At 72.7% G+C, this 23348-nt stretch carries 23 protein-coding genes, 2 tRNA genes and 2 pseudogenes; 18 read left to right on the forward strand and 9 right to left on the reverse strand.

What is annotated here, in order from left to right; translation table 11 throughout:
- The first annotated feature begins 6 nt into the window (after positions 1-6).
- Together ACFQH9_RS02850 and ACFQH9_RS02855 are read left to right on the forward strand one after the other, a co-directional pair.
- Positions 7-609 (forward strand): helix-turn-helix domain-containing protein, encoded by a 603-nt coding sequence (locus tag ACFQH9_RS02850; RefSeq protein WP_379563860.1) that lies wholly within the window; start codon positions 7-9, stop codon positions 607-609.
- Between the two features lie 143 nt (positions 610-752).
- Complete coding sequence (locus ACFQH9_RS02855; protein WP_379563862.1) at positions 753-1130, forward strand: hypothetical protein; 378 nt, start codon at positions 753-755, stop codon at positions 1128-1130.
- Positions 1131-1151: 21 nt separating this feature from the next.
- Here the strand turns inward: ACFQH9_RS02855 and ACFQH9_RS02860 are convergent, their stop codons facing one another.
- Entirely contained in the window at positions 1152-2585 is a 1434-nt protein-coding gene (locus ACFQH9_RS02860; RefSeq protein WP_379563864.1) for a glycoside hydrolase family 16 protein, read from the reverse strand.
- Positions 2586-2896: 311 nt separating this feature from the next.
- On the opposite strand from ACFQH9_RS02860, the gene ACFQH9_RS02865 reads away from it, so the two are divergent.
- Complete coding sequence (locus ACFQH9_RS02865; protein ID WP_379563866.1) at positions 2897-3559, forward strand: response regulator transcription factor; 663 nt, start codon at positions 2897-2899, stop codon at positions 3557-3559.
- Between the two features lie 102 nt (positions 3560-3661).
- Here the strand turns inward: ACFQH9_RS02865 and ACFQH9_RS02870 are convergent, their stop codons facing one another.
- A complete protein-coding gene (locus ACFQH9_RS02870; RefSeq protein ID WP_379563868.1) occupies positions 3662-3934 on the reverse strand; it encodes a GlsB/YeaQ/YmgE family stress response membrane protein in 273 nt (90 codons plus the stop codon).
- Between the two features lie 306 nt (positions 3935-4240).
- On the opposite strand from ACFQH9_RS02870, the gene ACFQH9_RS02875 reads away from it, so the two are divergent.
- Complete coding sequence (locus ACFQH9_RS02875; protein ID WP_379563870.1) at positions 4241-4513, forward strand: GlsB/YeaQ/YmgE family stress response membrane protein; 273 nt, start codon at positions 4241-4243, stop codon at positions 4511-4513.
- Between the two features lie 100 nt (positions 4514-4613).
- Here the strand turns inward: ACFQH9_RS02875 and ACFQH9_RS02880 are convergent, their stop codons facing one another.
- Positions 4614-5006 carry a DUF4870 domain-containing protein gene (locus ACFQH9_RS02880; protein ID WP_379563872.1) on the reverse strand — a complete coding sequence of 131 codons (393 nt, stop codon included), beginning with the start codon at positions 5004-5006 and terminating at the stop codon, positions 4614-4616.
- A gap of 74 nt (positions 5007-5080) precedes the next feature.
- The gene (hisC, locus tag ACFQH9_RS02885; protein ID WP_379563874.1) at positions 5081-6127 is read right to left on the reverse strand and encodes a histidinol-phosphate transaminase; all 1047 of its coding nucleotides are present in this window, start codon (positions 6125-6127) and stop codon (positions 5081-5083) included.
- A 60-nt stretch (positions 6128-6187) separates the two neighbouring features.
- Here hisC and ACFQH9_RS02890 point away from each other — a divergent pair, with 60 nt between their 5' ends.
- The 4 genes from ACFQH9_RS02890 to ACFQH9_RS02905 all read left to right on the forward strand — a co-directional run bounded on the left by ACFQH9_RS02890 (position 6188) and on the right by ACFQH9_RS02905 (position 9264).
- The gene (locus ACFQH9_RS02890) at positions 6188-6874 is read left to right on the forward strand and encodes a dienelactone hydrolase family protein (protein WP_379563876.1); all 687 of its coding nucleotides are present in this window, start codon (positions 6188-6190) and stop codon (positions 6872-6874) included.
- A 67-nt stretch (positions 6875-6941) separates the two neighbouring features.
- The gene (locus tag ACFQH9_RS02895) at positions 6942-8954 is read left to right on the forward strand and encodes an acetoacetate--CoA ligase (RefSeq protein WP_379563878.1); all 2013 of its coding nucleotides are present in this window, start codon (positions 6942-6944) and stop codon (positions 8952-8954) included.
- 88 nt (positions 8955-9042) lie between these two features.
- Positions 9043-9132: transfer RNA gene (locus ACFQH9_RS02900), tRNA-Ser, on the forward strand.
- Positions 9133-9191: 59 nt separating this feature from the next.
- Positions 9192-9264 (forward strand) — tRNA-Arg (locus tag ACFQH9_RS02905).
- A 179-nt stretch (positions 9265-9443) separates the two neighbouring features.
- Here ACFQH9_RS02905 and ACFQH9_RS02910 read toward each other — a convergent pair.
- Together ACFQH9_RS02910 and ACFQH9_RS02915 are read right to left on the reverse strand one after the other, a co-directional pair.
- The gene (locus ACFQH9_RS02910; protein ID WP_379563880.1) at positions 9444-10505 is read right to left on the reverse strand and encodes an extracellular catalytic domain type 1 short-chain-length polyhydroxyalkanoate depolymerase; all 1062 of its coding nucleotides are present in this window, start codon (positions 10503-10505) and stop codon (positions 9444-9446) included.
- Positions 10506-10626: 121 nt separating this feature from the next.
- Positions 10627-11022, reverse strand: a complete 396-nt coding sequence (locus ACFQH9_RS02915) for a CopG family transcriptional regulator (protein ID WP_379563882.1) — start codon at positions 11020-11022, stop codon at positions 10627-10629.
- Between the two features lie 337 nt (positions 11023-11359).
- On the opposite strand from ACFQH9_RS02915, the pseudogene ACFQH9_RS02920 reads away from it, so the two are divergent.
- The 7 genes and pseudogenes from ACFQH9_RS02920 to ACFQH9_RS02950 all read left to right on the forward strand — a co-directional run.
- A pseudogene (locus ACFQH9_RS02920) lies at positions 11360-11779 on the forward strand (transposase); the annotation flags it as partial.
- A 126-nt stretch (positions 11780-11905) separates the two neighbouring features.
- A pseudogene (locus ACFQH9_RS02925) lies at positions 11906-12109 on the forward strand (alpha/beta hydrolase fold domain-containing protein); the annotation flags it as partial.
- Entirely contained in the window at positions 12078-12599 is a 522-nt protein-coding gene (locus ACFQH9_RS02930; RefSeq protein ID WP_379563906.1) for an alpha/beta hydrolase fold domain-containing protein, read from the forward strand. The pseudogene ACFQH9_RS02925 and the gene ACFQH9_RS02930, both read left to right, overlap by 32 nt.
- Positions 12600-13484: 885 nt before the next feature.
- A complete protein-coding gene (locus ACFQH9_RS02935) occupies positions 13485-13811 on the forward strand; it encodes a DUF6294 family protein (protein ID WP_379563908.1) in 327 nt (108 codons plus the stop codon).
- An 866-nt stretch (positions 13812-14677) separates the two neighbouring features.
- The gene (locus tag ACFQH9_RS02940; RefSeq protein WP_379563884.1) at positions 14678-15700 is read left to right on the forward strand and encodes an ABC transporter substrate-binding protein; all 1023 of its coding nucleotides are present in this window, start codon (positions 14678-14680) and stop codon (positions 15698-15700) included.
- 79 nt (positions 15701-15779) lie between these two features.
- A complete protein-coding gene (locus ACFQH9_RS02945) occupies positions 15780-16019 on the forward strand; it encodes a hypothetical protein (protein ID WP_379563886.1) in 240 nt (79 codons plus the stop codon).
- Between the two features lie 83 nt (positions 16020-16102).
- Positions 16103-16543: an ATP-binding protein gene (locus tag ACFQH9_RS02950; RefSeq protein WP_379563888.1), complete on the forward strand. Its 441-nt coding sequence runs from the start codon at positions 16103-16105 to the stop codon at positions 16541-16543.
- 9 nt (positions 16544-16552) lie between these two features.
- Here ACFQH9_RS02950 and ACFQH9_RS02955 read toward each other — a convergent pair whose 3' ends face one another.
- On the reverse strand, positions 16553-18109 hold the full coding sequence (locus ACFQH9_RS02955; protein ID WP_379563890.1) for an ArnT family glycosyltransferase: 1557 nt from the start codon (positions 18107-18109) through the stop codon (positions 16553-16555).
- A 164-nt stretch (positions 18110-18273) separates the two neighbouring features.
- On the opposite strand from ACFQH9_RS02955, the gene ACFQH9_RS02960 reads away from it, so the two are divergent.
- On the forward strand, positions 18274-19917 hold the full coding sequence (locus tag ACFQH9_RS02960) for a sigma-54-dependent Fis family transcriptional regulator (RefSeq protein ID WP_379563892.1): 1644 nt from the start codon (positions 18274-18276) through the stop codon (positions 19915-19917).
- A 59-nt stretch (positions 19918-19976) separates the two neighbouring features.
- Here ACFQH9_RS02960 and ACFQH9_RS02965 read toward each other — a convergent pair whose 3' ends face one another.
- Both ACFQH9_RS02965 and ACFQH9_RS02970 read right to left on the reverse strand, forming a co-directional pair.
- Positions 19977-21089: an NDMA-dependent alcohol dehydrogenase gene (locus ACFQH9_RS02965; RefSeq protein ID WP_379563894.1), complete on the reverse strand. Its 1113-nt coding sequence runs from the start codon at positions 21087-21089 to the stop codon at positions 19977-19979.
- Between the two features lie 154 nt (positions 21090-21243).
- On the reverse strand, positions 21244-21696 hold the full coding sequence (locus tag ACFQH9_RS02970; RefSeq protein ID WP_379563896.1) for a carboxymuconolactone decarboxylase family protein: 453 nt from the start codon (positions 21694-21696) through the stop codon (positions 21244-21246).
- 82 nt (positions 21697-21778) lie between these two features.
- Here ACFQH9_RS02970 and ACFQH9_RS02975 point away from each other — a divergent pair, with 82 nt between their 5' ends.
- Complete coding sequence (locus tag ACFQH9_RS02975) at positions 21779-22639, forward strand: sigma-70 family RNA polymerase sigma factor (protein WP_379563898.1); 861 nt, start codon at positions 21779-21781, stop codon at positions 22637-22639.
- Between the two features lie 272 nt (positions 22640-22911).
- A partial coding sequence (locus tag ACFQH9_RS02980) for a 2,5-dihydroxypyridine 5,6-dioxygenase NicX family protein (RefSeq protein ID WP_465269510.1) occupies positions 22912-23348 on the forward strand: 437 nt, incomplete at its 3' end.

Here is a 23348-nt window from a genome sequence, read left to right on the forward strand (position 1 = left end):
AACCCCATGGACGCGACGACGGCAAGCGAGTCCGGACCGGCGGACGCGCACGTCGCTCACGGACCGCCGGACCGGTCCGGGCCCGCGCTCCCCGGTGGCGCCGCCCACGTCGGCCCCCGCGTGCGGGCGCTGCGCACGGAACGGGGGATGTCGCTGTCCGAGCTGGCCCGCCGGGCGTCGGTCGGCAAGGCCACGCTCTCGGGGCTCGAGGCCGGCACCCGCAACCCCACCCTGGACACGTTGCACGCCGTGGCGGCCGCCCTCGGGGTGGCGCTGACCGCCCTGGTGTCCGGCGGCGGCAGCCCGCGGATCCGGGGCGCGGCCGTCGACATGGAACTGCTGCGGGTCTTCGAGGACGGCCCCGCGACCTACGAGCTGTACCGCATGCGGATCCCCGCGGGCGCCGAGCAGACCTCGCCGCCCCACCACCCCGGCGTCACCGAACACGCCACGGTGTTCGCGGGCGAGCTCCGCGCCGGGCGGTCGGACGCGCCCGGCCTCGCCGGGCCCGGCGGGTATCTCGAGTGGGTCGCCGACGCTCCCCACGGGTACGCGGCCGTCGGACCGGAGGACGTGCACGCCTCGCTGCTGATCCGCTACCCCGGGTAGCGTAGTCACACGGAGTGAGACGGGCCCGTCACCGTGGGTGGATCGGGCGTTCAGGACCGCCCGTTCGGCCCAGTCGCACGGCTAACGCGGAGAGAGATCTGCTCGACAGACGGATGACCGACCCGTAGCCGGATGGACCGACCATGAGCCTGCCGCCGAGCTCTGCCCTCACCGACGCGTCGACCGCCCGGATCCACGTGCCACGCCCGGCGCTGCGACCGATGCCGCGCCGCCCGATGCCGCCCCGGCCGGCGCACGGCCCCGCGCACCGCGCCCCGCGTGCGACGCTCCGTGCCACCGGCCCGCGGACCTGGGCCGAGTCCGCCGCCCGGCGCCGACGCCGGCTGCGCCGGGCCCGCTTCGGGCGCGTGCTGCTCGTCCTCGTCGCCCTCGCCTCGCTGGCCGCCGCGGCCGTGATCTGGCAGCTCGCCGACGGCCGGCCGCTGGAGCTGCTCCGCGAGGGGTGGGCGCAGCTCGAGCCGCGCGTTGACGAGGTGGTCCGGCTGGTCCGCGGGCGGTAGGACCGCAGGACCCTCGGCAGCTCAGGAGTAGATGCGCAACCAGTCGACCTGCATCTCCGTCGGGCGGGGGGAGCCGCCGTCCGGGAAGTAGTCGAGCTGGATGGTGGGGTGCATCTTCCCCGGCGGGAGCGTGCCCGGGTCCGTGCTGGAGAACCACTGCTGCCCGTCGAGGTAACCGGTGATCCCGTTCGGCGTCCACTCCACGGCGTAGTTGTGCCACTGGCCGATGTCGATCTTCCGGTTCGCGGACTTCTGCTTGTTGTCCGCCCCGTAGTGCAGGAAGAAGGACACCCCGTTCGACGCGCTGTCGGTCTCGGCGAAGTCGATCTCGCCGCCGCGGGGCCATTCGACGTCGCTCGGCCACAGGAGCAGGACCGGGTGGTACTGGGAGTCCCCGGCCGGGAACTTGGCGCGCATCTCGTACCGGCCGTACTGGCGGCCCTCGTTGTACGCCATGCCGCCGGTGTTGCCGTTCGAGTCGCCGCGGATGGTGAGGACACCGCCGGAGGTGGACACCGCGTCCGGGGTGCGCCGGCCGTTGCCGCCGTGGCCGGCGCCGTCGTAGAGCCCCCACTTGCCCAGGCCGCCGGAGAACTCGTCACCGCCGACCGGGGTCCAGCCGAACCGGCCCGCCGCCGTGGAGCCGTCACCCGCCGACACCGGACCGCGCGCCCGGGCGGTACCGGGCGCCGGATCCGCCGACGCGGCCGGCGGTCGGGTCGTCGTCGTGGCGTGCTCGCGCGCTGCGTCCACCGCCTGGCTCAGCGCGCCGGGGGCCGGGACGGGCGCGACCCCGGTGGAGAGCGGGTCCGGGGCGCCCTGGGCCGTGTCGGACGAGGTCAACGACGCCGCCCGATCCGGCCCGTCGTCCGACGCGGGTCGCAGCAGCAGGGCGACCGCGGCCGCGACCAGGACCGTGGCGACCCCGACCGTGACGGGGGCGAACCGGCGCAGGGTCGAACGCCGGGGGCGCCGGTGGCCGCGGGCCGGGCGGCGGCCGGGGACGTCCCGCTCGACGACCGAGCCGCCGGCGCCGCTCGGGTCGTCGGCGCCGTTCCCGCCCGCGACCTGTGCGGGACCCGCGATGATGTCGGCCGCCGTGACCACCGGCAGCCCGGTCATCGGGCTGATCGGCGGCGGACCGGCGCCCTCGGGGTCGAGCCCGAGCGACGCCGCGTGCGTCAGGAGGGCCGGCTCGCGCGCACCGTAGTGCCCGACGTTCCCGACGTTCCCGACGTCCCCGAGGTCTCCGGGGTCTCCGGGGGTCTCGGGGCCCCCGGTCCCGTGGTGGTCGACGGAGCGCGGCGCCGGGATCGTGGCCGTGGCACCGGCGGCATGCCGCCGACGCGCCGGACGGCCCGGTCGGCCGGCGGGGGAGCCGTGCTCCGCGGAGAGTCGGGCGACCAGCTCGCGGGAGTCGAGCCGGTCCTCCGCGGCGGAGGGTTTCCGTCGCATGATCGAGGACCATATGGAGGAACCGGAGGCGCCTCCCGTGAAGCTGAGAGCCGGGGTTGCCTCGACGCGCCGACAGGTCGTCCGGAGGCGCCGGAGCGTGCCGTTCTCCCCGGGATCCCCACTCGCGCTGCTCCGTTCGGAGCAACCGGGTTCTCAGGGAGAGCCGCTCGTCGGCCTGCCACGCGCGGTTCGGATCGTTGACACATTGTGATCGGGCGGCTTTCAGGCCAAGCTTGTCCGCGATGCTCCCCGCTGCTCCCCCGGGGGGTGCGTCCGTGTTCGTGCCGTCTCAGGCGACGGCTCGAGCGTCCGTGCCCCCGTACGCCCCCGTCCTCGTGGCGCTGCCCCCGACCGCCGCGTCGGCGTCCGTGCTGCGTTCCCTCCGCGCCGAGGGGATGCGTGCCGATCCCGCCGCCGACGGCATCGCCGTCCTCGACGCGATCCGCGCCGCGCCGCCCGCCCTCCTGGTGCTCGACGTCGATCTCCCCGGACCCGAGCACGCCGCCGTCCTCGCGGCGGTCCACGCCGAGTCACCGAGCGTGCCCGTCGTGGTGCTCACCCCGCGTGAGCGGCGCAACGCGGTGATCGCGCAGCTGCGCAGCGACCGGGACGACTACGTGGTGCGCCCCTTCTCCGTCGACGAGCTCTCCGCGCGGATCCGGCTGCGGTTGCGCATGACCGGCGCCGTCGGGCACACGCTGATCCGCCGCGGCGAGCTGGTGGTCGACACCGAGCTCGGCGAGGTGACCGTGGACGGCAATCCCGTGTCGCTGTCGCCGACCGAGTTCTCGCTGCTCACCGCGCTGCTCGCCGAGCCGGGCGCCACCGTGTCGCACGAGGAGCTGGCGACCCAGGTGTGGTCCGAACCGGCCTCGCCGAACCTGGTCCAGGTCTACATCTCGTACCTGCGGCGCAAGATCGGGCCGGAGCGGATCCGCACGATCCGCGGGGCCGGGTACGTGCTCGAGGGCTGAACCGGGCCGAGCGGGGCAGGGCCGGCCACGTGCCCGAGGGCCGACACACGACGGCGCCCGGACCCGGGGTCCCCGGGGCGGGCGCCGTTCGTGGTGTCGCGGTCAGGCGTGGGTACGCGTGCGGCGGCCGACGACGAGCCGGTAGATGCCGAGCAGCACCAGCGACCCGACGAGGGCGATCAGCCAGGTACGCAGGTCGAAGAAGCTGCCCGTGTCGACGCCGAACAGGGCCGAGCTGATCCAGCCGCCCAGCAGGCCGCCCACGATGCCGATGATGCAGGTGACGATGATGCCGCCCGGGTCCTTACCCGGCATGATCGCCTTCGCGAGGGCACCGACGACGAGCCCGACGATGATCCAACCGATGACACCCATGCATATCCTCCTCGCGGTCGCGCCGGGTTCCTCCGGAGCGGTCCGATGTGGTCGAGGAGCGAGTGCCCGGGGGACGCGGGCCGTAAACGGACGGTGACGATATTGATCCGGTCCGGGGCCCGCGGCCGGGCGCTGCGCCGACCGTGGTCATCCGTCCGGGTGTACCCCCTGACCTGCGCGGGAACGGCAGATAACGCTTCGGTCCCGACCGGACTCACGTGAGGCCACGGCCGTCGCGCTGTGCTAGGCAGACGCCTTGGGGGGCGACCGTGAGGGTGGCCCTGCACTCACAGTCGGGAGAGTTCCATGACCATCACCGGCATCATCACCGCGATCGTGTTCGGACTCATCATCGGCGCGCTGGCCCGCCTGCTCGTGCCGGGCAAGCAGAACATCCCGATCTGGCTGACGATCATCATCGGCATCGTCGGCGCCTTCATCGGGACGTTCATCGCCCGGGCGCTGAACCTGCGGACCTCCGGGTGGAACTTCTGGGAGACGATCTTCCAGATCGTCGTGGCCGTGATCCTCGTCGTGATCGTCGCGGGCCTCTACGGGAGGCGCGGCGCCCGGCACTGACCGCGGTCGCCGCGCGACCGCCCCGGGCGCACCCGCGCACCACCGCACCCACGCGACGGGCCCGGACCGACACGGTCCGGGCCCGCCCGCGCGTCCGGGGTCAGTGCACGAGGCGCAGGGTGAGCGGATAGCGGAAGTCCACCCCCTGCGAGGCGCGGACCGTGCCGAGCACCACGCAGGCCACGTAGAACACCCCGTAGAGCGGCAGCAGGACCAGCCCGATCCCGACGAAGACCAGCACGCCGAACACCACCGTCCAGACCAGGGCGTTGATCTGGAAGTTGAGCGACTCGACCGCGTGCCGGCGGACGTAGGCCGAGTCGCCGCCCTTCACCAGCAGCACGATCAACGGCGCGAACAGGCCGAGCGCGAACCAGGCGGACACGAAGCTGAGCACGTGGGCGGCCATGGCCCAGTTGCGCTCGTCGTCGCGCGGCACGAGCGGGGCACCGCCGGACCGGTGGTCGGGGTACTCGTACGGCGAGTGGCTCATACGGCCAGTGAACACCCGCCGCACGGCCCCGACATCGGGGAAATGCCCGGAGAAACCGGGCCGAAGGACCCGGGTCAGAAGCTGCGGGCGGCCTCGAGGAACCGGTCGTCCTCCTCCGGCGTGGTCACCGTGACCCGTACCCCGTCCGGGTGGAAGGGCCGGACCACCACCTTGTGCTCCAGGCAGTGCGCCGCGAAGTCCGCCGTCCGCCCGCCCAGCGCGAGCCACACGAAGTTCGACTGGGTGTGCGGCACCGTGAAGCCGGCGGCGAGCAGCGCCTCGCGCACACGGACCCGCTCCCCGACGGCCTCCTTGCACGCCGCCAGCAGCTCGCCCGCGTGGTCCAGGGCGGCGATCGCCCCGGCCTGGGCCACCGTGCTGACGCTGAACGGCGCGCACACCTTCTTCAGCGCCGTCGCGATCTCCGGCGCCGTGACCGCGTAGCCCACCCGCAGCCCCGCCAGCCGGTACGCCTTGGAGAAGGTCCGCAGCACCACGAGGTTCGGGTACCGGTCGAGCAGGGGCAGCCCGTCGACGGCCTCCGGGTCGGTGACGTACTCGTGGTACGCCTCGTCGAGCGCGACGACGACGTCCGGACCGACCGCGTCCATGAACCGCTCGAACTCGGCCCGGTGCACCACGGTGCCGGTGGGGTTGTTCGGGCTGCACACGAACACGAGCCGGGTGCGCGGGGTGACGGCGGCGGCCATGGCGTCGAGGTCGTGCCGGAAGTCGCCGTCGAGCGGCACGGTGACCGCGCGGGCGTTCCCGATCTGCGTGACGATCGGGTAGGCCTCGAAGGACCGCCAGGCGTAGACGACCTCGTCCGTGGTCTCCCGGCAGGTGATCTGCACGAGCTGCTGGCAGAGGCTGACCGAGCCGCAGCCGACGGCGATCCGGTCCGGCGTCACGTCGAGCTCCGAGGCGAGCCGCTCGCTCAGCGAGACGACGGCCAGGTCGGGGTACCGGTTGCCCGCCGCCGCGGCCTCGGCGATGGCCGCCAGCACCGGTGCCGTCGGTGCGAGCGCGACCTCGTTGCTCGCCAGCTTGATCGCCCCGGGGATCGCCCGGCCCGGGACGTAGGCGGGCAGGGTGTCCAGGTCGGGACGGATCGGCGTCATGTCCGTCACGGTAACCCGCCCCGTCCGCGACCCGTCCCCGAGTCGTGGAAGGCTGTCCGCATGAGCGAGATCCGCACCGAGGCGGTGCCCCTGGTCGACGGCTCCGACCTGCGCCTCACGGTCGCGGAACCCGAGGGCAGGCCGCGCGGGGGCATCGTCGTGCTGCACGAGGCGCGCGGGGTCACCGAGACGGTGCGCCGGCTCGTGGAGGGCATCGCCGGCGACGGCTGGCTGGTCGTCGCCCCGCACCTCTACCACCGGGACGGGACCGACGAGCTCGACGGCGCGGAGGAGCAGGTCGCCGACCAGGTCGCCCGGCTGGACGGGGAGCAGGTCATGGCGGACACCGACACCGCCTTCGGCTGGCTCGCCGACCACGAGGTGCCCCCGGACCGGATGGGCGTGGTCGGCTTCGACCTCGGCGGCAGCGTCGCGCTGCTCGTGGCCGCCCGGCGCACCCTGGGCGCCGCGGTCACCGTGGCCGGCGGCGGGATCGACGAGCCGGTGGGCCCGCTGCCCGCACTGGTCTCGGCCGCGCCCGGCCTGACCTGCCCGTGGCTCGGCATCTACGGGGACCGGGACGACGAGGCGGAGCTGGACCGGCTGCTCGACGCCGCCCGCGAGTCCGAGGTCGCCACGGATCTCGTCACCTACCCGGGCTCCGGCCACCGTTTCGACGACGACCCCGCCACCGCCGCCGACGCCTGGCAGCGGATGCTCAACTGGTTCGACTCCCACCTGCGCTGAACCCGGTACCACCGCCCTGGTCACACGGGGGTGGCCCCGCTCCCACGGCGTCGGCGACGATGGCGCCATGACTCTCGACGCCGACGTCCCCGAGGTCCTCTGGTCCCCGTCCCCGGAGCAGGCCGGCCGCACCGCTATCGCCGAGTTCGCGCGCTGGGTGCGGGAACACGAGGGTGTCGAGCTGGCGTCCGACACGGACTACGCGGAGCTGCACGCCTGGTCGGTGCGCGACCTGGAGGGGTTCTGGGGCGCGGCGGCGGAGTTCCTGGGCGTGATCTTCCGGGACCGGCCGACCGCGGTGCTGGGCTCGCGGGAGATGCCCGGCGCGCAGTGGTTCCCGGGCGCCACGCTGAACTACGCCGAGCACGCCCTCACCCCGGGGCCGGGCCGTGAGGACGCCGACACCGCGGTGGTGTTCGCCCGCGAGGACGGGCTGGAGCGCATCGTCACGCACGCCGAGCTGCGCGAGCAGGTCGCCCGCGCCCGGGCCGGGCTGGTCGCCGCGGGCGTCGGGAAGGGCGACCGGGTGGTGGCGCTGGCCCCGAACTCCGTCGAGACCCTGGTCACCTTCCTCGCGGCGGCGTCGCTGGGCGCGGTGTGGTCCTCGTGCTCGCCTGACTTCGGCGCCCGGGCCGTGGACGACCGGTTCGCGCAGATCGAGCCCGTGGTGCTGCTGGCCGTCGACGGCTACCGCTACAACGGCAAGGCCTTCGACATCCGCACGACCGTCGCGGGGCTGCGGGAGCAGCTGCCGACCGTGCGGCAGACCGTGCTGGTGCCCTACCTCGACCCGGAGGCCACGCTCGAGGGGACGGACGGGTCGGTGGTGTCGTGGGCGGAGTTCACCGCCGAGGCGGGCCCGCTGGAGTTCGAGGCGGTGCCCTTCGACCACCCGCTGTGGGTGCTCTACTCCTCCGGCACGACGGGTCTGCCCAAGGGAATCGTGCACTCGCACGGCGGGATCGTGCTCGAGCACCTCAAGGCCATGCGGCTGCAGAACGACCTGGGGCCGGGGGAGACCTTCTTCTGGTTCACCACCACCGGCTGGATGATGTGGAACTTCCTGGTCGGCGGCCTTCTCGTCGGGTCGACGATCCTGCTGTTCGACGGCAACCCCGGCTACCCGGACCTCGGCGCGCTGTGGGCGCTGGCCGAGAAGCACGGCGTCACGGTCTTCGGCGTGTCCGCGCCCTTCGTCCAGTCCTGCCTGAAGAAGGGGCTGCGGCCGCGGGACTCCTACGACCTGTCCCGGATGCGGGCGCTCGGCTCCACCGGGTCCCCGCTGTCCGTCGAGGGCTTCCGGTGGATCGCCGAGGCCTGCGGCGAGCACATCCAGATCTGCTCGGTCTCCGGCGGCACGGACGTCTGCGCCGCCTTCGTGTGCTCGGCGCCCACGGTGCCGGTGTGGCTGGGTGAGCTGTCGGTGGCCGCGCTCGGGGCCGACGTGCACTCGGTCGACGAGCGTGGCGACGATCTCGTCAGCGCCGATCCGGTCGAGGTGGGCGAGCTCGTCATCACCCAGCCCATGCCGTCCATGCCGGTGATGTTCTGGAACGACCCGGACGGCAGCCGGCTGCGCGAGGCCTACTACGAGATGTACCCGGGGGTCTGGCGGCACGGGGACTGGGTGCGGGCCACCCCGCGCGGCTCGTTCGTGATCTACGGCCGCTCGGACTCCACGCTGAACCGCGGCGGGGTCCGGATGGGCACCGCGGACTTCTACGCCGTCGTCGAGGGCTTCGAGGAGGTCGCGGACTCGCTGGTGATCGACACCACGGCGCTGGGCGCCAAGGAGGAGGGGGCGCTGCTGTGCTTCCTCGTGCTGGCCCCGGGCGCCTCCCTGGAGGAGGTCGAGCCGCGGCTGCGCAAGGCGCTGCGCAGCGAGCTCTCGCCGCGGCACGTCCCGGACCGGTTCGTGGTCGTCGACGCCGTGCCGCGCACCCTGAACGGCAAGAAGTGCGAGGTGCCGGTCAAGAAGATCCTCGCCGGGGTGAGCCCGGACACGGCGGTGAGCAAGGGCGCGCTGCAGAACCCCGACGCGCTGGCGCCCTTCCTCGAGCTGGCCGAGACGTCCCGCTGACCTGCATCGATCACGCGACCCGGGGTGGGGTGCGAACCCCCTCCGGGCCGTGTGTACTCTTGGACCCGCTGGAGGCCGAGAGGCCCCGGGAGGCTTCGCCTAGTCTGGTCTATGGCGCCGCACTGCTAATGCGGTTTGGGGTCACCCCCCATCCCGGGTTCAAATCCCGGAGCCTCCGCTGGCGTGGGTCGACTTCCGGGTCGGACACGGCATGGAGTACAACTGAATGCGGTACCGGCGCCCGTAGCTCAACGGATAGAGCATCTGACTACGGATCAGAAGGTTAGGGGTTCGAATCCCTTCGGGCGCACAGCACAGAATCGGGCCCTGACCAGCAGGTATGGTCAGGGCTCGACTCGTTCCAGGTCGCCGAAGTCGATCACGATCCACGAAAGGTGTGCGTCGAAACGCCTCGGCCGGAGGAGTGCCGGCATGAGAGGGACCTCAGGCGGGGGTGCCGCTCGTAGGCTCGGCCGGTGGCGCTCCGCCTCACAGATCGGTACGACCGTGGACCGTGGAGGGGCGCCCGCCCGTGGCCAGGAAGAACCTGATCATCTCCGCCGAGGCTTCGGGACCGGAGGGGTCGGTGTAGGAGCCGGCCGGGCTGCCCCCGAACCAGGCGTGACCGCCACCGTGGACGGTCCAGGACTCGACGAGGACACGGCCGTCGACGTCGCGGTGGACCGTGCGCGTCGCGGCGTGTCCCGGCCCGGCGACCTCCGTGGCGTCCGAGACCGACCCAGGCACATTTGCGAGCCGGGCGGCAACGATCTTCTCGGCGCTGACCGGGGTGACGACCCTGTCGCGGTCGCCGTGGAAGACAATCAGGGGCACGGTTCCGCCAGACGCCGGCGATCCACCGGACCGCATGGCCGCGAAGGCCGACCCGACGTCTGTGGCCGACCGGTAGCCCAGGCCCGAATGGATACCGACGGCAGCGTAGAGCTCCGGGTAGGTCGCGGCCATCACCGCGGCCATGGCCCCACCCGCGGACAGCCCCGCCACGTAGATGCGCCGCCAGTCGACCGCCAGGTCGGTGGCGACCTGCCGCGTGATGCCGGCGATGATCGACGGCTCCCCGGAGCCCGCCCGCTGGTTCGCGGGAGAGAACCAGTTCCAGTACCGGCCACTGTTGGCCCGCCGCGACTGCTCGGGGTAGGCGACGAGGAAGGTGTGCTCCTCTGCGAGCTCGTTCATCCGGGTCCCGGCCGCGCAGTCCGCGGCGTGCTGTTTCCCGCCGTGGAGCATTACGACGAGGGGTACCGGATCGCTCCGGTAGCCGGTCGGGACGTACAGCTCGTAGGCGCGGGTCCCCGCAGGCTCGGTGTGGCTGAGCCGGCGCATCTCCCTCGAGTGCGCCGCTCCGGGGCGCGCGGTCCTGGACGGGCCGACCTGGGACGCGAGCCCCGGTTTCCAGGAGGAGCCCCCGGCGGGCGGAACGGGGGCGCTCGTGCCGAGGGAGTGCTGCAGCACTGCACACGCCTCCTGCAACCGGCCCCGACGCGTGAGGTGGAGTGCTTCGGACATACCGGCGAGACGATCGTCGACCATGAGGAGACCCCTTCGGAGGACGGGAGCGGCACCCGCGCTCGCGGGGGCCGTCGTGCGGCGCGGGACCGCCGGGGCTGGACGGTCGGGGGGTGCTCAGGGTGGGCGGTCAGGGTGGCGGGAGCTACACGGTCCGGGACCTCAACGCGGCCTTCACCGCCGGTGGCGCCCGGAACGCGCCGAGAACCTCGACCACTGAGATCGTGGCCAGGGCGAGCTCGGGGGTGATGTCGTCGGCGAGGGTGGCGAGGCCGAGGACCCGGATCTCTGTCGTGGAGCCGGCGTCGCGCAGCCGCTCCAGATCACCGCGCCCGAGATGAAGGGTGCCGAGGGTGAGGGTCCGCCGGGACACCGAATCGTCCACCGCCCCGGCCCGGCTCTCGAGCTGCCGGCGGATGGCCGTACGGATGAAGTCCGTGCGGTTGGCATAGAACCCCTCGTCGACGAGGAGGTCGATCTGGCCCAGGTCGACCAGGCCGACGTTCACGGTGACCTTCTCGCTCTTGTCGACCTCGGCCATACCACCTCCCGGACAACGTTCGCCATCCTATGACCATCCCACGGGATGGTCGGTCGTGCAGAAAACGCAAGGCCTGATCCACTTCCGCAACGTCGTCGGTGGCCGGTCCGTGGCAAACCCCTCATAGCCACAGACCGGCCAACCCTCGCAAGAAAGTGAATCTACGACCGGGAGCACAGCCGCCTGTCCCTGCGGTTGGGCTGCCACGCGGAGTTGTGTCCCCGGGCGTGGTGTAGGTCCTCGGCCCGGACGGCGTGGGTGACCTCGAAGTAGGGGGCCATCGTGCGACGGTCAGCGAGACCGGCTCAAAGGTGCTCGCGGAAGGACACGACGCACGATGACCCTGGACCAGTCTGCCCTGCTCGAGGTGCTGGAGACACTCAAGGCCGCCCACGTCGAAGACCGCGTCCGCACGGCGGCGGAGACGATCTACCAGGCGTTGATCGAAGCCGAGCTGACCTCGGTGATCGGCGCCGCCCCGCACGAACGCAGCGACGCGCGCACCGCGCAGCGCAACGGGCACCGCCCGCGCATTCTGACCAGCACGGTGGGGGATCTGGAGCTGCGCATCCCGAAGCTGCGCACCGGCTCGTTCTTCCCCAGCCTGTTGGAGCGGCGCCGGCGGATCGATCAGGCGCTGTTCGCGGTGGTGATGGAGGCCTACCTGCACGGCGTGTCCACTCGCAAGGTCGACGACCTGGTCCGGGCCCTGGGCGCGGACACCGGGATCTCCAAGTCCGAGGTGTCGCGGATCTGCGCCNTCGCAAGGTCGACGACCTGGTCCGGGCCCTGGGCGCGGACACCGGGATCTCCAAGTCCGAGGTGTCGCGGATCTGCGCCGACTGACTCGCCCTGGGTCTGATGGAGGCCCGGGTGGTACGGCGGCAGCCCGGCGCTGTCGGAGGGCCCGTGCACTGCGCTGGCCGAGGACCTCGGTGCGGTCGTCGTGTCCCCCGACTACCGCCTCGCTCCGGAGAACCCGTTCCCCGCCGCGACCGACGACAGCTACGCCGCAGTGACCTGGGCGGCGGACGCCATCACCGAGTACGGCGGCGATCCGCGTCGGATCGCGGTCCTGGGCGAGAGCGCGGGGCGGCACCCTCGCTGCCGTCGCGGCGCAGCGGGCCCGAGACGAGCAGGGTCCAGAGCTCGTCGGGCAGGTGTTGCTCTACCCGCCGATCGACCCCGCTGCGCAGACTGAGTCGAAGGAGCGGTACCGCGAGGGACCGATCCTGACCGGGGCCGCCGCGGACCAGTGCTGGGGCCGCTACGTCCCCGCCGCCGGCGACCGCGAGTCCGCGCTGGCGGTCCCCAGCAAGGCCGAATCGCTGGCCGGGCTGGCACCGGCCTTGGTTCTGACGGTCGAGCTCGACCCGAGCCGGGACGAGGCCGAGGCCTACGGACGTGCCCTCCGGGACGCGGGGGTGCCCACTCAGATCGTCAGGATCCCGGGGCTGATCCACGCCGCGTTGAACATGTCCGGCTGCGTCCCGCGGACCTCGGAACTCACCGACGCGATCGTGGCCTTCCTCGCCCCACGGTTCGCCAGCGCCGCGCGGTCGGTGTCCCAGGCCTGACGGCCTCCGCTATGGGGTGCCGCCGAGCCTCCAGAACGCTCGGCGGCACCGCCATTCCACGCCGTGCGGACGATGCGGGGCGTCCACAGCGGCGACGCCGCGGGCTTCCTCGTCACGGTCACCGACCTCGATGGCCGCGGCGTGGCGGCGGGTGGCCCGGCCAGGGGTGGAGACCCCGTTCCGGCAGGTCCTCGTCGCCTGACATGTCGGCTGGCGTGCGCCACTACGGATCAGAAGGTTAAGGGTTCGAATCCCTTCGGGCGCACAGCACGGAATCGGGCCCTGACCAGCAGGTATGATTAGGGCCCGCCCCGTTCCGGGTCGTCGGAGTGGATCACGATCCACGGTCGCCGGGGCCGATGTGGGTGAGCAACAGCCGGAGGGCGGGGTCGTCGCTGCCGGCGAGGCGGAACACCCGGTCGGCCTCCAGGAGGCGCTCGGGGGCGAGCGGGCCGTCGGTGGCGACCCGGGCGCGGCACCGGGCGGCGACAGGGTGGAGGGCTTCGCGCCCGGTGTTTCAGAGTGATTCCTGCTATCGCTGTGTCCGGTCGGGTGGTCCCTTCGGTTCAGGCTACAGCTGAACAGGTGATGCGGGACTACTCCTCTTGTACGCGCGGTCGGCTCGATGCCACGGTTTCGACAGATCAGGACCGTGGTGGGCGTCGACGGCGGGGTCTAGTCTGATCCACTTTCCGCGGGCGACAGCGACAAATCAGATCAGGGGGGATCATGATGACCGATGAGGCGCAGTCAAACAACGGTGAGACCGCTGAAACCGCGGCCGTTGTGACCGTGGTTAGGCGAGACGAAGTTCAAAGCGCATCGACAGACGAACCGGAGCCGGGGCAAAGGTTAGATACCCATGCGGTTCAAACTGTCGACCTTATGTGGGGTGCCCCTCTCAGGAGTGGCGATTGCAAGCTGTCCGGCCTTGTAGGCGGCACCCTGGACAAGGGTCCAACCCTCAGACTTCGCTCCGACGGGACTGCAGAGTTGTTGTCAAGATTCTTCTCAACCGACGACGGAGATGCTTGGGTCGTCGTGCGTCTTGTTTTGTTGGACCGAAATGGAACGACTCTCTTCACGTTTCCACGCTTCTCGAGCCCCGGGACTGTGACAGACAATCAAGTTATCGACTGGATTGCCCGACTCAGTTTTCCGGCTGTCTTCTTCTCGTCAGTCACCGGAGCAAATATGACGTACAGTTGCTAGACCGACGTTTCATGAGGCGGCGCGATCTCGGGGAACTTGCGCCCGATGGCCTGACCGGCCAAATGCTTCATCTTGCCGAGTGGCCTTCAGTGAAATGCTTCGGTTGATCGTCCACCTGCCCGGCCGTTTCCCGCTCACGGTTGTGCCGCTGACGTTCACCTGTCCCGTTCAGGTCTGTTGTGCAGACCTGGTCAATCCGCCGTGCCGCGTTAATATGTGGGGTAGCCGGATCGCTGAGTCAGTTGCGGTCCAGGGCATGGCGGGACAGTCTGGTCTTGATCCAGAAGACACATGACCGATTCGACGAACCCTTCCGCCTCGAGTTGGCAGGCACACGTCCACTCTGTCCGGCGGATTCCTGCACGAGTTGGTCCAGAACGAAGTCGTCTGGGCTCCTCGTGCCGACGGTCCAGGAGAGGCCAGCAACTGGCGGTCAGTCCTTGACGTTGTTGGTGACGACGACCCTCGCGCCATACTCGATCGCCGGGGCGCGGAAGATTGCTGGACGACGTCGGCCGTTGCTCGCGTCCGCGGGGGAGGTAGAGCTAAGAGCTCGCGGCTGCTACCTCGCAGACGGTAGTCGGCCACCGAGCGACCAATGATCGTGATCCACCGGCTGATCCACGAACTGCTGTGCAGTAACGCCTCGGTTTCCCATATGGCCGCCTTAGGTGCCGGGCTTACCGCTGGTCGCCTGACATGTCGGCAGGCGTGCCCCAACTACGGATCAGAAGGTTAGGGGTTCGAATCCCTTCGGGCGCACCACGAGAGCAGCGAGCCCCGACCGGCGTCCCGGTCGGGGCTCGCTGCATCTCGGGTGTCCGCGGTCTGGACACATTAGGCAAAGCGAACCTAATCTCCCGGTCATGCCGCTGCTGCTCGACCGGTCGCCCGAGGTCGTCGACGCCACCCGCCGCGAGTTCCTCGCCGTGCTGGGGGCCGCCGGGCTGCTGACCGCCTGCTCGTCCGGGCCGTCCGGGGCGCCGGCGCCGACGACCCGCACGGTGACCCACCCGCTCGGCACGACCGAGGTGCCGGTCGCGCCGACCCGGGTGGTGGCCCTCGACCGCCGGGCCGCGCTGCCCCACCTGCTCGCCCTCGGCGTGACGCCCGTGGGCGCGCTGACCTACGAGAGCATCATCGGCACGGCGTTCCCGCCCGTGGTGGCCGATCGGGCACGCGAGGTCGCGGTCCTGCCGACGGGTGGCGGGGCCGACGAACCGAACCTGGAGGCGGTGGCCGCGCTGCGGCCCGATCTCGTGATCGGCTGGACGGACGGGATCTCCGAGCAGTACCCGGCCCTGTCCCGGATCGCCCCGACCGTGCCGGTGGACGTCGACTTCACCGACGCGGCCGTGAGCCTGCGGGCGATCGCGGCCGCCGTCGGCCGGGAGGCCGAGGCCGAGGTGGTGGTGCGGGCCTTCGCGGAGCGGCGCACGGCGCGGTTGGCGGAGATCGGCGGGATCGGCGACGTCTCGGTGGTGCTCGGCGTCGGCGACGGCCAGTTCCGGGTGTACGGGCCGAACGGGTCCTCCGTGGCCCGGTGGCTCGTCGAGAGCGGCGGGCGGATCGTGCCCGAGGCGGCGACCACGACCGGCGAGGCGTACGAGGACATGTACGTCACCGTCAGCCCGGAGAGCCTCGGCCAGGTCACCGGCGACACCCTCGTCGTCATGTTCAACACCGGGGCCGCCGGCGAGGCGGCGCGCGCCGAGCTGGAGAGCTCGCCGTTGTGGGGCACCCTGCCCGCGGTCCGGGCCGGTCGGGTGGTGAGGATCAACTCGCAGGAGTCGGTCGGCTCGTACGGGTTCCAGGGCTACGACGCGGTGCTCGACTCCCTCGTCGACCAGTGGCGGGCCTTCGGCGCGCCGAGGGGCACCTCCTCCTGAGGGCCGTGTGGCCCCTGCCCCGGACGGCCGTTCCGTGGTCGAATGGCGTGAACAGGGGTGAGCAGGGGGGGTGCCCGGCATGGTCACCAGGAAGCCGCCGGCGGAGCGGCAAGGTTGGACCGCGGAGGAGCTGGCCGAGCTGAACCGGCGGGCCCGGGCCCGTCGGCGGGTGCTCGGGCTGCCCGAGACGGCGGGGGCCGCGCTCGACGCCGAGGGCGGGCCGGAGCTCGTCGAGATCGTCGGACCGGAGGCGACCGGTGTCCCGGCCCCGGTGGACGATCCGGTCGTGGAGGTCCCGGAGCAGCGCCGCCCGAGCTGACGCCGCGGGTGCGCCGAGCCGGTGATCGGCCGCCGCCCGGCCAGCGGTCGCGCAGGGCCCCGGGCTTCGTCATCCTCGGGGGCATGGCGGACGACTCGGGCTTCTACAGCATCCGGTTCGGCGCGGACCCGGTGCAGCTCGCCTTCTTCCGGGCCGGGCTGGACCGCTGGCTCCAGGCGCTGGAGTGGCCCGAGGCCGAGCGGGTGGACGCGATCCTGGCCGTGAGCGAGGCCTGCACGAACGCGGTCAAGCACGCCTACGCCGGAGGAGTCCCGGGGGACGTCGAGGTCGTCGGCCGGCTGGTGGCCGGGCCGGCGAGCCGCCAGGTCGTCGTGACCGTGCGCGACGAGGGCATGTGGCGACCGGACCACGGCGAGAAGGGCTACGGCATGAGCGTCATGCGCGGGTGCATGGAGCGGGTCTCGATCCGTCGGGACGACTCGGGCACCACCGTCACGCTCGTCAGCGTCCCCGTGCCGCTGCTCGGCGCCCCGGACGGCTCGGGGCTGGCCGCCGCCGAGTGAGCGATCCGGTCAGGGCGTGCGGAGGGCCCAGACGTCGCAGCCGTCGAACGCGGTGGTGCGGACCTGGTCGGCGTTGTCGCGCAACCAGCCGGCCAGCGGCGCCGTGAGCTGCGCCGGCACGGGGTTGACGAACCACCGGGCGCCCTGGTCCCGCATGCCCGCGAGCCGGGCCGGGTCGTACTGGTCGGCGGCGAGCACCCAGCCGTACCGGTCGGCCCGGTACAGGATCACCGGTTCCTGGTAGTTGTTCGCGACGCCGTCCATCGTCGTGGTGCTGTCCGTGCCGACGACGACGAGGTCGCCGGGCGCGGACACCTCCGCCAGCTGGGTGGCGCACGTGCCGAGGGCGCCGGCGTCGGGGTCGAAGGACTGCCGGAACACGTTGAGCGACTGGGCGCCGAGCGCGAGCACGGCCAGCACCCCCAGCGCCGCGATCGCGCGCGCCCCGGCCCGCCCGCGCAGCAACCGGTGGGCGGCCACGACGCCGATCCCCATCGCGACCGCGGCGTAGGGCAGCGAGTAGACGTGGTACTGGATGCCGAGGTCCGAGCCGCTGTAGCGGCCGACGGCGAAGTAGTAGACGACGAGCGCGACCGCACCCGCGAGCAGGAAGGGTGCGGCCGGCGCCCCGCGCCGGTGCCGCCCCAGCCAGACCGCGCCGAGCAGGGCGAACGGCACCCCGACCACGCCGTAGACGAACAGCACCTCGCTGCGGGCGTTGCCGAGGTAGAAGTCGGCGCCCAGCCACAGGGCGAGGTTGCCGAACTTGTCGTCGCCCCCGGAGATCACGCCGAAGGTGTTGCCGTAGGTCTCGTAGAGGCTCGACGCGTGCCGCAGCCACAGCACGGGCAGGACGAGCGCGCCCAGCCCGGCCAGGTAGACCGAGGGCCGGCGCAGCCGGTCGCGGGCCGTGAGCAGCAGCCACAGCCCCATCACGAGCCCGAGGTGCAGCGAGGTCGGCTTGGCCAGCCCCGCCAGCGAGACCGCCCCGGCCGCGGCCACCAGCCACCCCGGACGGTCCTCCTGCAGCCAGCGGCAGAAGAACAGCAGCGCCAGGACCGTGAAGGCGAGCACCGTGGCCTCGGGCATGAAGGCCGTGCCCCAGCGCATGAACGCCGGGGACACCGCCCAGGCGATCAGCGCCCAGCGCGCGGCCGCCGGCGGGAGGATCCGCTTCGCCAGGCCCCAGAAGGCCGCGGTCGCGACCAGCATGAAGGCCAGCGACACCAGGCGGCCGAGGAACTCGTGCTCGCCGAGGACCGTGTAGAGGATCCCGGTGAGCCACGGCATGATCGGCAGCTCGGACTCGACGTAGCCGGGCCCGTTCCCGCCCCAGTTGATCTGCGGCAGGAACAGGTTCAGGCCGTGCTCGGCGTAGTTGCGGGCCATCGACGCGGTGTCGGACTGGCGCCAGATGTCGCCGGGGTAGGTCAGGGGCCCCAGGGCGCGCACCACCGACAGCGCCGTGACGACGAGGACCACGAGCAGGGCCGCCCGGCCGAGCAGGTCCGGGCGCGGGCGCTCGGCGGCCACGGCCGGTGGGGGGCGGTCGATGTCCAGCTGCACCCGTCACATCGTGCACACGTCACCTGTGGCCGGCCTGAGGACCCCCGTCCCCCGAACGGCCCCCGGCTCTGAGTCGCCGGATGCATCCCGCCGCATAGGATCGGCGTCGACTCGCCACATCGTCTCCCCGCACCGGTGGGTCCCGCAGCGAGGAGGGTCCGGGAATGCCCGTGCTCCGTCCCGAGATCGCCCAGTCCTGGCGGCGCCTCGAGTCCTGCGGCCTGGACCCCGCGGCGCGCATCGACGGCGGCGCGGTCGTCGAGACGGACCCCGGCACCCGGCTGCGCCGCGCCGCGGGCCCGGTGCTCACGGCGCTGGAGGGCCACCTGCACGGCTCCCGCTTCGCCCTCGTCCTCGCCGACCGGGAGACCCGGCTGGTCGACATCCGGTACGGCTCGCCCGAGCTGGAGCCGGTGGTGCAGTCCGTCGGGGTGGTGCCGGGCCGGCTGTTCACCGAGCAGGTCAGCGGCACCAACTCGGTGGCGACCGTCGCCGAGCTGCGCCGGGGGGTCGCCGTCGTCGGCACGGAGCACTACCTGGAGTCGCTGAAGCGGTTCGCCTGCTACGGGGTGCCGATCCGGGACCCGCTGACCGGGCGGCACGCCGGCGTCCTCGACATCACCTGCCTCACGGCCGACGCGAGCCCCCTGCTGCGGCCCTTCCTGCTCGGCGCCGCCCAGCAGATCGCCGACGGGATGCTCGCCGAGGCCCGCGGCTCGCACCGGCGGGTGCTCGCGGCGTTCGAGGCGGCGCGGGTCCGGGCGTCGGGGCCGCTGGTGGCGTTCGGGCCCGACCTGGTGCTCACCAACGACGCCGCGGCGGACCTGCTCCAGCCCGTCGACCACGCCGCGCTGCAGGCGCTGCGGCACGGGCGGCCCGGCGTGGTGCGCACCGAGGTCGAGCTGGCGTCCGGACGGCGGATGGTCGCCCGCGTCGAGCCCGTCGACGGCGGCGGTTTCCTCGTGGAGCTGGAACGGCCGCCGCGCCCGTCCGTGGTGCGCGCGGCGGGACCCGCGCCGGACCGGGACTGGTTCGCCGCGCTGCGGCCGCGGATCCTGCGCTACCGCGCCGAGCAGGCGAACGTGCTGGTGCTCGGCGAGCCGGGCACGGGCCGGACGACGGTCGCGGCCGAGCTGGCCGCCGCGGGCCCGTTCACCGTGCTGGCCGGCGCCCGGGCCACCGTCGCCGACACCGTCGCGCCGCTGACGGAGGTGCCAAACGGGGGCACGCTGCTGGTCGAGGACGCCCACCTGCTCGCGCCGGCCGTGGCGGCGCACCTCGGCCGCGAGGTGGACCGGCGGGGCGTGCGGCTGGTGCTGACCGCCGGGGTCGACGGCCTGCCGGCCGGGGAGACGGCCGCGTTCGGCGCCCGCTGCCCGGTCCGGCTCGAGCTGCCGACGGTGCGCAGCCGGCGCGACCGCGTCCCGGCACTCGCCGGCGCGCTGCTGCGGGAACGCGCCGGCGACGCCGTCCGGTTCACCACCGGCGCCTTGCGGACCCTCGCCGCGCACGACTGGCCGGGCAACCTGCGCGAGCTCGGCACGGTCGTCGGGTACGTCGCCGGTCGGCGGTCGGCGGGCGACCTCACCGAGGCCGACCTGCCGCCGGGCTACCGGGAGGGGCCGCGCGAACCGGTCCCGGGCGCCCTCTGGCAGGCGGAGCGGGACGCGATCGTGCGCTGCCTGGAGAGCTGCGGGGGCAACAAGGTGCACGCCGCCCGCCGGCTCGGGATCAGCCGCACCACGCTCTACCGCCGGATCCGCGAGCTGCGCATCGACCCGGAGGCGCTGCGCGAGCGGCCGGCGTGACGCGCGCGGCGGGACCGGTCGGGTCCGGTCCCGCCGCGGCGGATCGGGTGTCCCGGGACTCAGTGCTCGTGGACGAGCACGCCGCGGACGTTCTTGCCGTTGAGCAGGTCCTCGTAGCCCTCGTTGACCTGCTCGAGGGAGTACGTCTTGGTGATCAGCTCGTCGAGCTTGAGGTCCCCGGACTGGTACAGCCCCAGGATCTTCGGGATGTCGGTGGTCGGGTTGCAGTCGCCGAACAGCGAGCCCTTCACCGTCTTCTTGAACAGCGTCATGATCGAGCCGGGGAGGTTGACGTTCTGCACCGACAGCTTGTTCAGGCCCGTCAGCACGACGGTGCCGCCCTTGCCGATCGCGTCGAACGCGCCGGTCACGATCTCCTCGGTCACGAGGCCCGCGGTCACGACGGCCTTGTCGGCGCCGTTGCCGTTGGTCATCTGGCGGGCGAGGTCGGCCGCCTCCTCGATGGTGTCGACGGCGTGGGTGGCGCCGAGCTCCATGGCCTTCTCCCGCTTGTTCTGCAGCGGGTCGACGGCGATGAGGTTCTTGGCACCGGCGTAGCGGGCACCCTGCACGGCGTTGATGCCGATGCCGCCCACGCCGGAGACGATCACCGTCTCGCCCGGCTTGACGTCCGCGGCGTTGACCGCCGAGCCCCACCCGGTGGGCACGCCGCAGCCGACGAGAACGGCCTTGTCCAGCGGCAGGTCGTCGTCGACCTTGACCACGGAGTTCTGGTGGATGGTCGCGTACTGGGAGAAGGTGCCCAGCATGCACATCGCGCCGTAGTCGCCCTTGGGGCCGGTGAAGGGGAAGCGCTCGCCGGGCAGGTAGCCCTCGAGGATGGTGGCGCCCATGTCGCAGATGGCCTGCTGGCCGGTGGCGCACCAGCGGCAGACGCCGCAGTTCGGGATGAACGAGCACACGACGTGGTCGCCCGCCTTCACGCGGGTGACGCCCGGGCCGACCTCCTCGATGATGCCGGCGCCCTCGTGGCCGAGCACCATCGGCAGGCGGGCCTCGAGGTCGCCGTGGGAGATGTGCACGTCGGAGTGGCACAGACCGGCGTAGGTGTAGCGGATCAGGACCTCGCCGTCCTTCGGGCCGTCGAGCTCCAGCTCCTCGATCTCGATCGGCTTGCCGGTCTCGTAGACGACCGCGGCCTTGGTCTTCATGCGGGGATCGACTCCTTCGTCGTCCTCGGAGGCTGCTCCGGGCAGCCTGCCCCCGCACGCACCGGTCAAACTGTTTCAGCTTTGGACACCTGGCTCCGCCGCGACCTCGTCGGGGGTCCTCGCGGGACGAGGTCGCGGCGGCCGCGGCGTTCCGTCAGTAGGCGCCCGCGACCTGGTGGGTGGTCGCGTTGACCCGGTTCCACAGGTTGACGTGCGCGATCGAGAGGATCAGCGCGCCGAGCTGCGGCTCGTCGAAGTGCGCCGCGGCCTCCTCGAACACCTCGTCCGGCACCGGGTCGGACCGGTCCGCCAGCCGCGTGACGGCCTCGGCGAGGGCCAGCGCCGCCCGCTCCTCGTCGGTGAAGAACGGGGCGTCGCGCCAGCCGGCCACCGTGTCGATCCGCTCGTCGGGCTCGCCGGCCTTGCGCAGGGCCCGGGCGTGCATGTGCACGCACACCCCGCAGCCGTTGATCTGGCTGGCGCGCAGGTGCACCAGCTCCAGGACGGTCTCGGGGATCCCGGTCGCCTTCTCCGCCTCGCCCAGCGCCAGCAGGGCCTGCAGGGCACCCGGGACGACCAGGGCGGGGTTCGTCATCCGTGCGTTCACGTCGGTCTCCTCTCCCCGCCGTCACATCGGCGGGTTCCGGTGGGTCACCCCCTCGACACGCGCCGACGGGAGGATGTGACGGATGGACCCGGTCGAGGAGTTCGAGGAGCACCGGCTGTACCTGCGCCAGGTGGCGTACCGGGTGCTGGGCTCGCTCAGCGACGCCGACGACGCCGTGCAGGAGGCCTGGCTGCGGCTGCACCGCTCCGACCCCGCGCACGTGGAGAACCCGCGGGCCTGGCTGACCACGGTCGTCGCCCGGGTGGCGCTCAACCAGCTGCGAGCCCGGCGGACCCGCCGCGAGGAGCCCTTCCCGGACCACCTGCCGGACCCGATCGTCCGCCGCGACGACGACGCCGACGACCCCGAGTACGGCGCCGAGCTCGCGGACTCGGTCGGGCTCGCGCTGCTCGTCGTGCTGGAGACGCTCTCCCCGGACGAGCGGCTCGCGTTCGTGCTCCACGACATGTTCGGGCTGCCGTTCGAGGAGATCGCCCGGCTCGTGGAGCGGACCCCGGCCGCGGCCCGGCAGCTGGCCAGCCGGGCCCGCCGCCGGGTGCGCGGTGCCGAGCCGGCGTCGTCCGGGAGCCGCGCCGCCCGCCGCGAGGTGGTCGACGCCTTCCTCGCCGCGGCCCGGGAGGGCGACCTGGAGGGCCTGGTCGCGGTCCTGGACCCGGACGTCGTGCTGCGGGCCGACACCGGAACGGGCCTGCGCGCGCTGCGCGGGGCCCGGGCGGTGGCAGGTCAGGCTGCGGCGTACCGCAGCGTCGACCAGGTCCGGCACCGGGTGCTGGTCAACGGCGAGCCGGGCGTGCTCGGCACGATCGACGGCCGGCCGGTCGCGCTGCTGGCGTTCACGATCGTCGACGGGCGGATCACGGAGATCGACATCCTGGCCGATCCCGCGCGCCTCGCCGGGCTGGACCCGGACCTCGTCCGGTGACCGGCGGATGGCGCGGAACCGGACAGGCCGCTACGGTCCGGGCCCCGGGCGGCGCTGCCCCCGGAGGCGATCGGGTACCCCGCGGACACGGTGCTCGAGCGCGAGCTGCGGTCCCGGACTGGGCCGCGGCCGGCCGGGAGGTCTCGTAACCGGTCCAGAGCGGCCGATCCGGCGTTTCGTCACCCGGATGTCACATCCAGCGCTTGACGGAGCGGCGTGGACGCGCAATCGTCAGTGTTCGGACTATCTCGGGAGCCGAGGCCGGAGGAGCCATGGACCAGAACCTGTTCAACGAGATCTGCCTGCAGCAGCTGACCCTGTCGGGGGTGCACGAGGGCGAGACGGTGGCGGTGCTGACCCGCGGGGCCGAGCGGGCCGAGTACGCCGATGCGTTCTTGTGGGCGGTGGGGAAGCTGGGTGCGCAGGGGTTCCATCTGCGGCTGCCCGCCCCGGTCAGCGCGTCGGGGGCGTGGGCGGTCGGGGACTCCGGGCTGGCGGGCAACCGGTTGGCGGTGGAGGCGCTCAAGAGCGTGGACATGGTGGTGGACTGCACGTTCCTGCTGTTCTCCCCGGAGCAGTTCGAGATCCAGGGGGCCGGGACGCGGATCCTGACCGCGGTGGAGCCGCCGGCGCTGCTGGCCCGGCTGATGCCCACCCGCGAGTTGCGGGAGCGGGTGGAGATCGGCGCGGAGTTGTTGGCCAAGGCGCA

The sequence above is a fragment of the Pseudonocardia lutea genome (genome assembly GCF_042658055.1).
GTDB classification, from domain to species: Bacteria; Actinomycetota; Actinomycetes; order Mycobacteriales; family Pseudonocardiaceae; genus Pseudonocardia; species Pseudonocardia lutea.

Coding starts and splice junctions, on each gene's coding strand:
- ACFQH9_RS02850 (WP_379563860.1), top strand. CDS start 7: ATGGACGCGACGACGGCAAGCGAGTCCGGACCGGCGGACGCGCACGTC.
- ACFQH9_RS02855 (WP_379563862.1), top strand. CDS start 753: ATGAGCCTGCCGCCGAGCTCTGCCCTCACCGACGCGTCGACCGCCCGG.
- ACFQH9_RS02860 (WP_379563864.1), bottom strand. CDS start 2,585: ATGCGACGGAAACCCTCCGCCGCGGAGGACCGGCTCGACTCCCGCGAG.
- ACFQH9_RS02870 (WP_379563868.1), bottom strand. CDS start 3,934: ATGGGTGTCATCGGTTGGATCATCGTCGGGCTCGTCGTCGGTGCCCTC.
- ACFQH9_RS02875 (WP_379563870.1), top strand. CDS start 4,241: ATGACCATCACCGGCATCATCACCGCGATCGTGTTCGGACTCATCATC.
- ACFQH9_RS02880 (WP_379563872.1), bottom strand. CDS start 5,006: ATGAGCCACTCGCCGTACGAGTACCCCGACCACCGGTCCGGCGGTGCC.
- hisC (WP_379563874.1), bottom strand. CDS start 6,127: ATGACGCCGATCCGTCCCGACCTGGACACCCTGCCCGCCTACGTCCCG.
- ACFQH9_RS02890 (WP_379563876.1), top strand. CDS start 6,188: ATGAGCGAGATCCGCACCGAGGCGGTGCCCCTGGTCGACGGCTCCGAC.
- ACFQH9_RS02895 (WP_379563878.1), top strand. CDS start 6,942: ATGACTCTCGACGCCGACGTCCCCGAGGTCCTCTGGTCCCCGTCCCCG.
- ACFQH9_RS02910 (WP_379563880.1), bottom strand. CDS start 10,505: ATGGTCGACGATCGTCTCGCCGGTATGTCCGAAGCACTCCACCTCACG.
- ACFQH9_RS02915 (WP_379563882.1), bottom strand. CDS start 11,022: ATGGCCGAGGTCGACAAGAGCGAGAAGGTCACCGTGAACGTCGGCCTG.
- ACFQH9_RS02935 (WP_379563908.1), top strand. CDS start 13,485: ATGTGGGGTGCCCCTCTCAGGAGTGGCGATTGCAAGCTGTCCGGCCTT.
- ACFQH9_RS02940 (WP_379563884.1), top strand. CDS start 14,678: ATGCCGCTGCTGCTCGACCGGTCGCCCGAGGTCGTCGACGCCACCCGC.
- ACFQH9_RS02945 (WP_379563886.1), top strand. CDS start 15,780: ATGGTCACCAGGAAGCCGCCGGCGGAGCGGCAAGGTTGGACCGCGGAG.
- ACFQH9_RS02950 (WP_379563888.1), top strand. CDS start 16,103: ATGGCGGACGACTCGGGCTTCTACAGCATCCGGTTCGGCGCGGACCCG.
- ACFQH9_RS02960 (WP_379563892.1), top strand. CDS start 18,274: ATGCCCGTGCTCCGTCCCGAGATCGCCCAGTCCTGGCGGCGCCTCGAG.
- ACFQH9_RS02965 (WP_379563894.1), bottom strand. CDS start 21,089: ATGAAGACCAAGGCCGCGGTCGTCTACGAGACCGGCAAGCCGATCGAG.
- ACFQH9_RS02975 (WP_379563898.1), top strand. CDS start 21,779: ATGGACCCGGTCGAGGAGTTCGAGGAGCACCGGCTGTACCTGCGCCAG.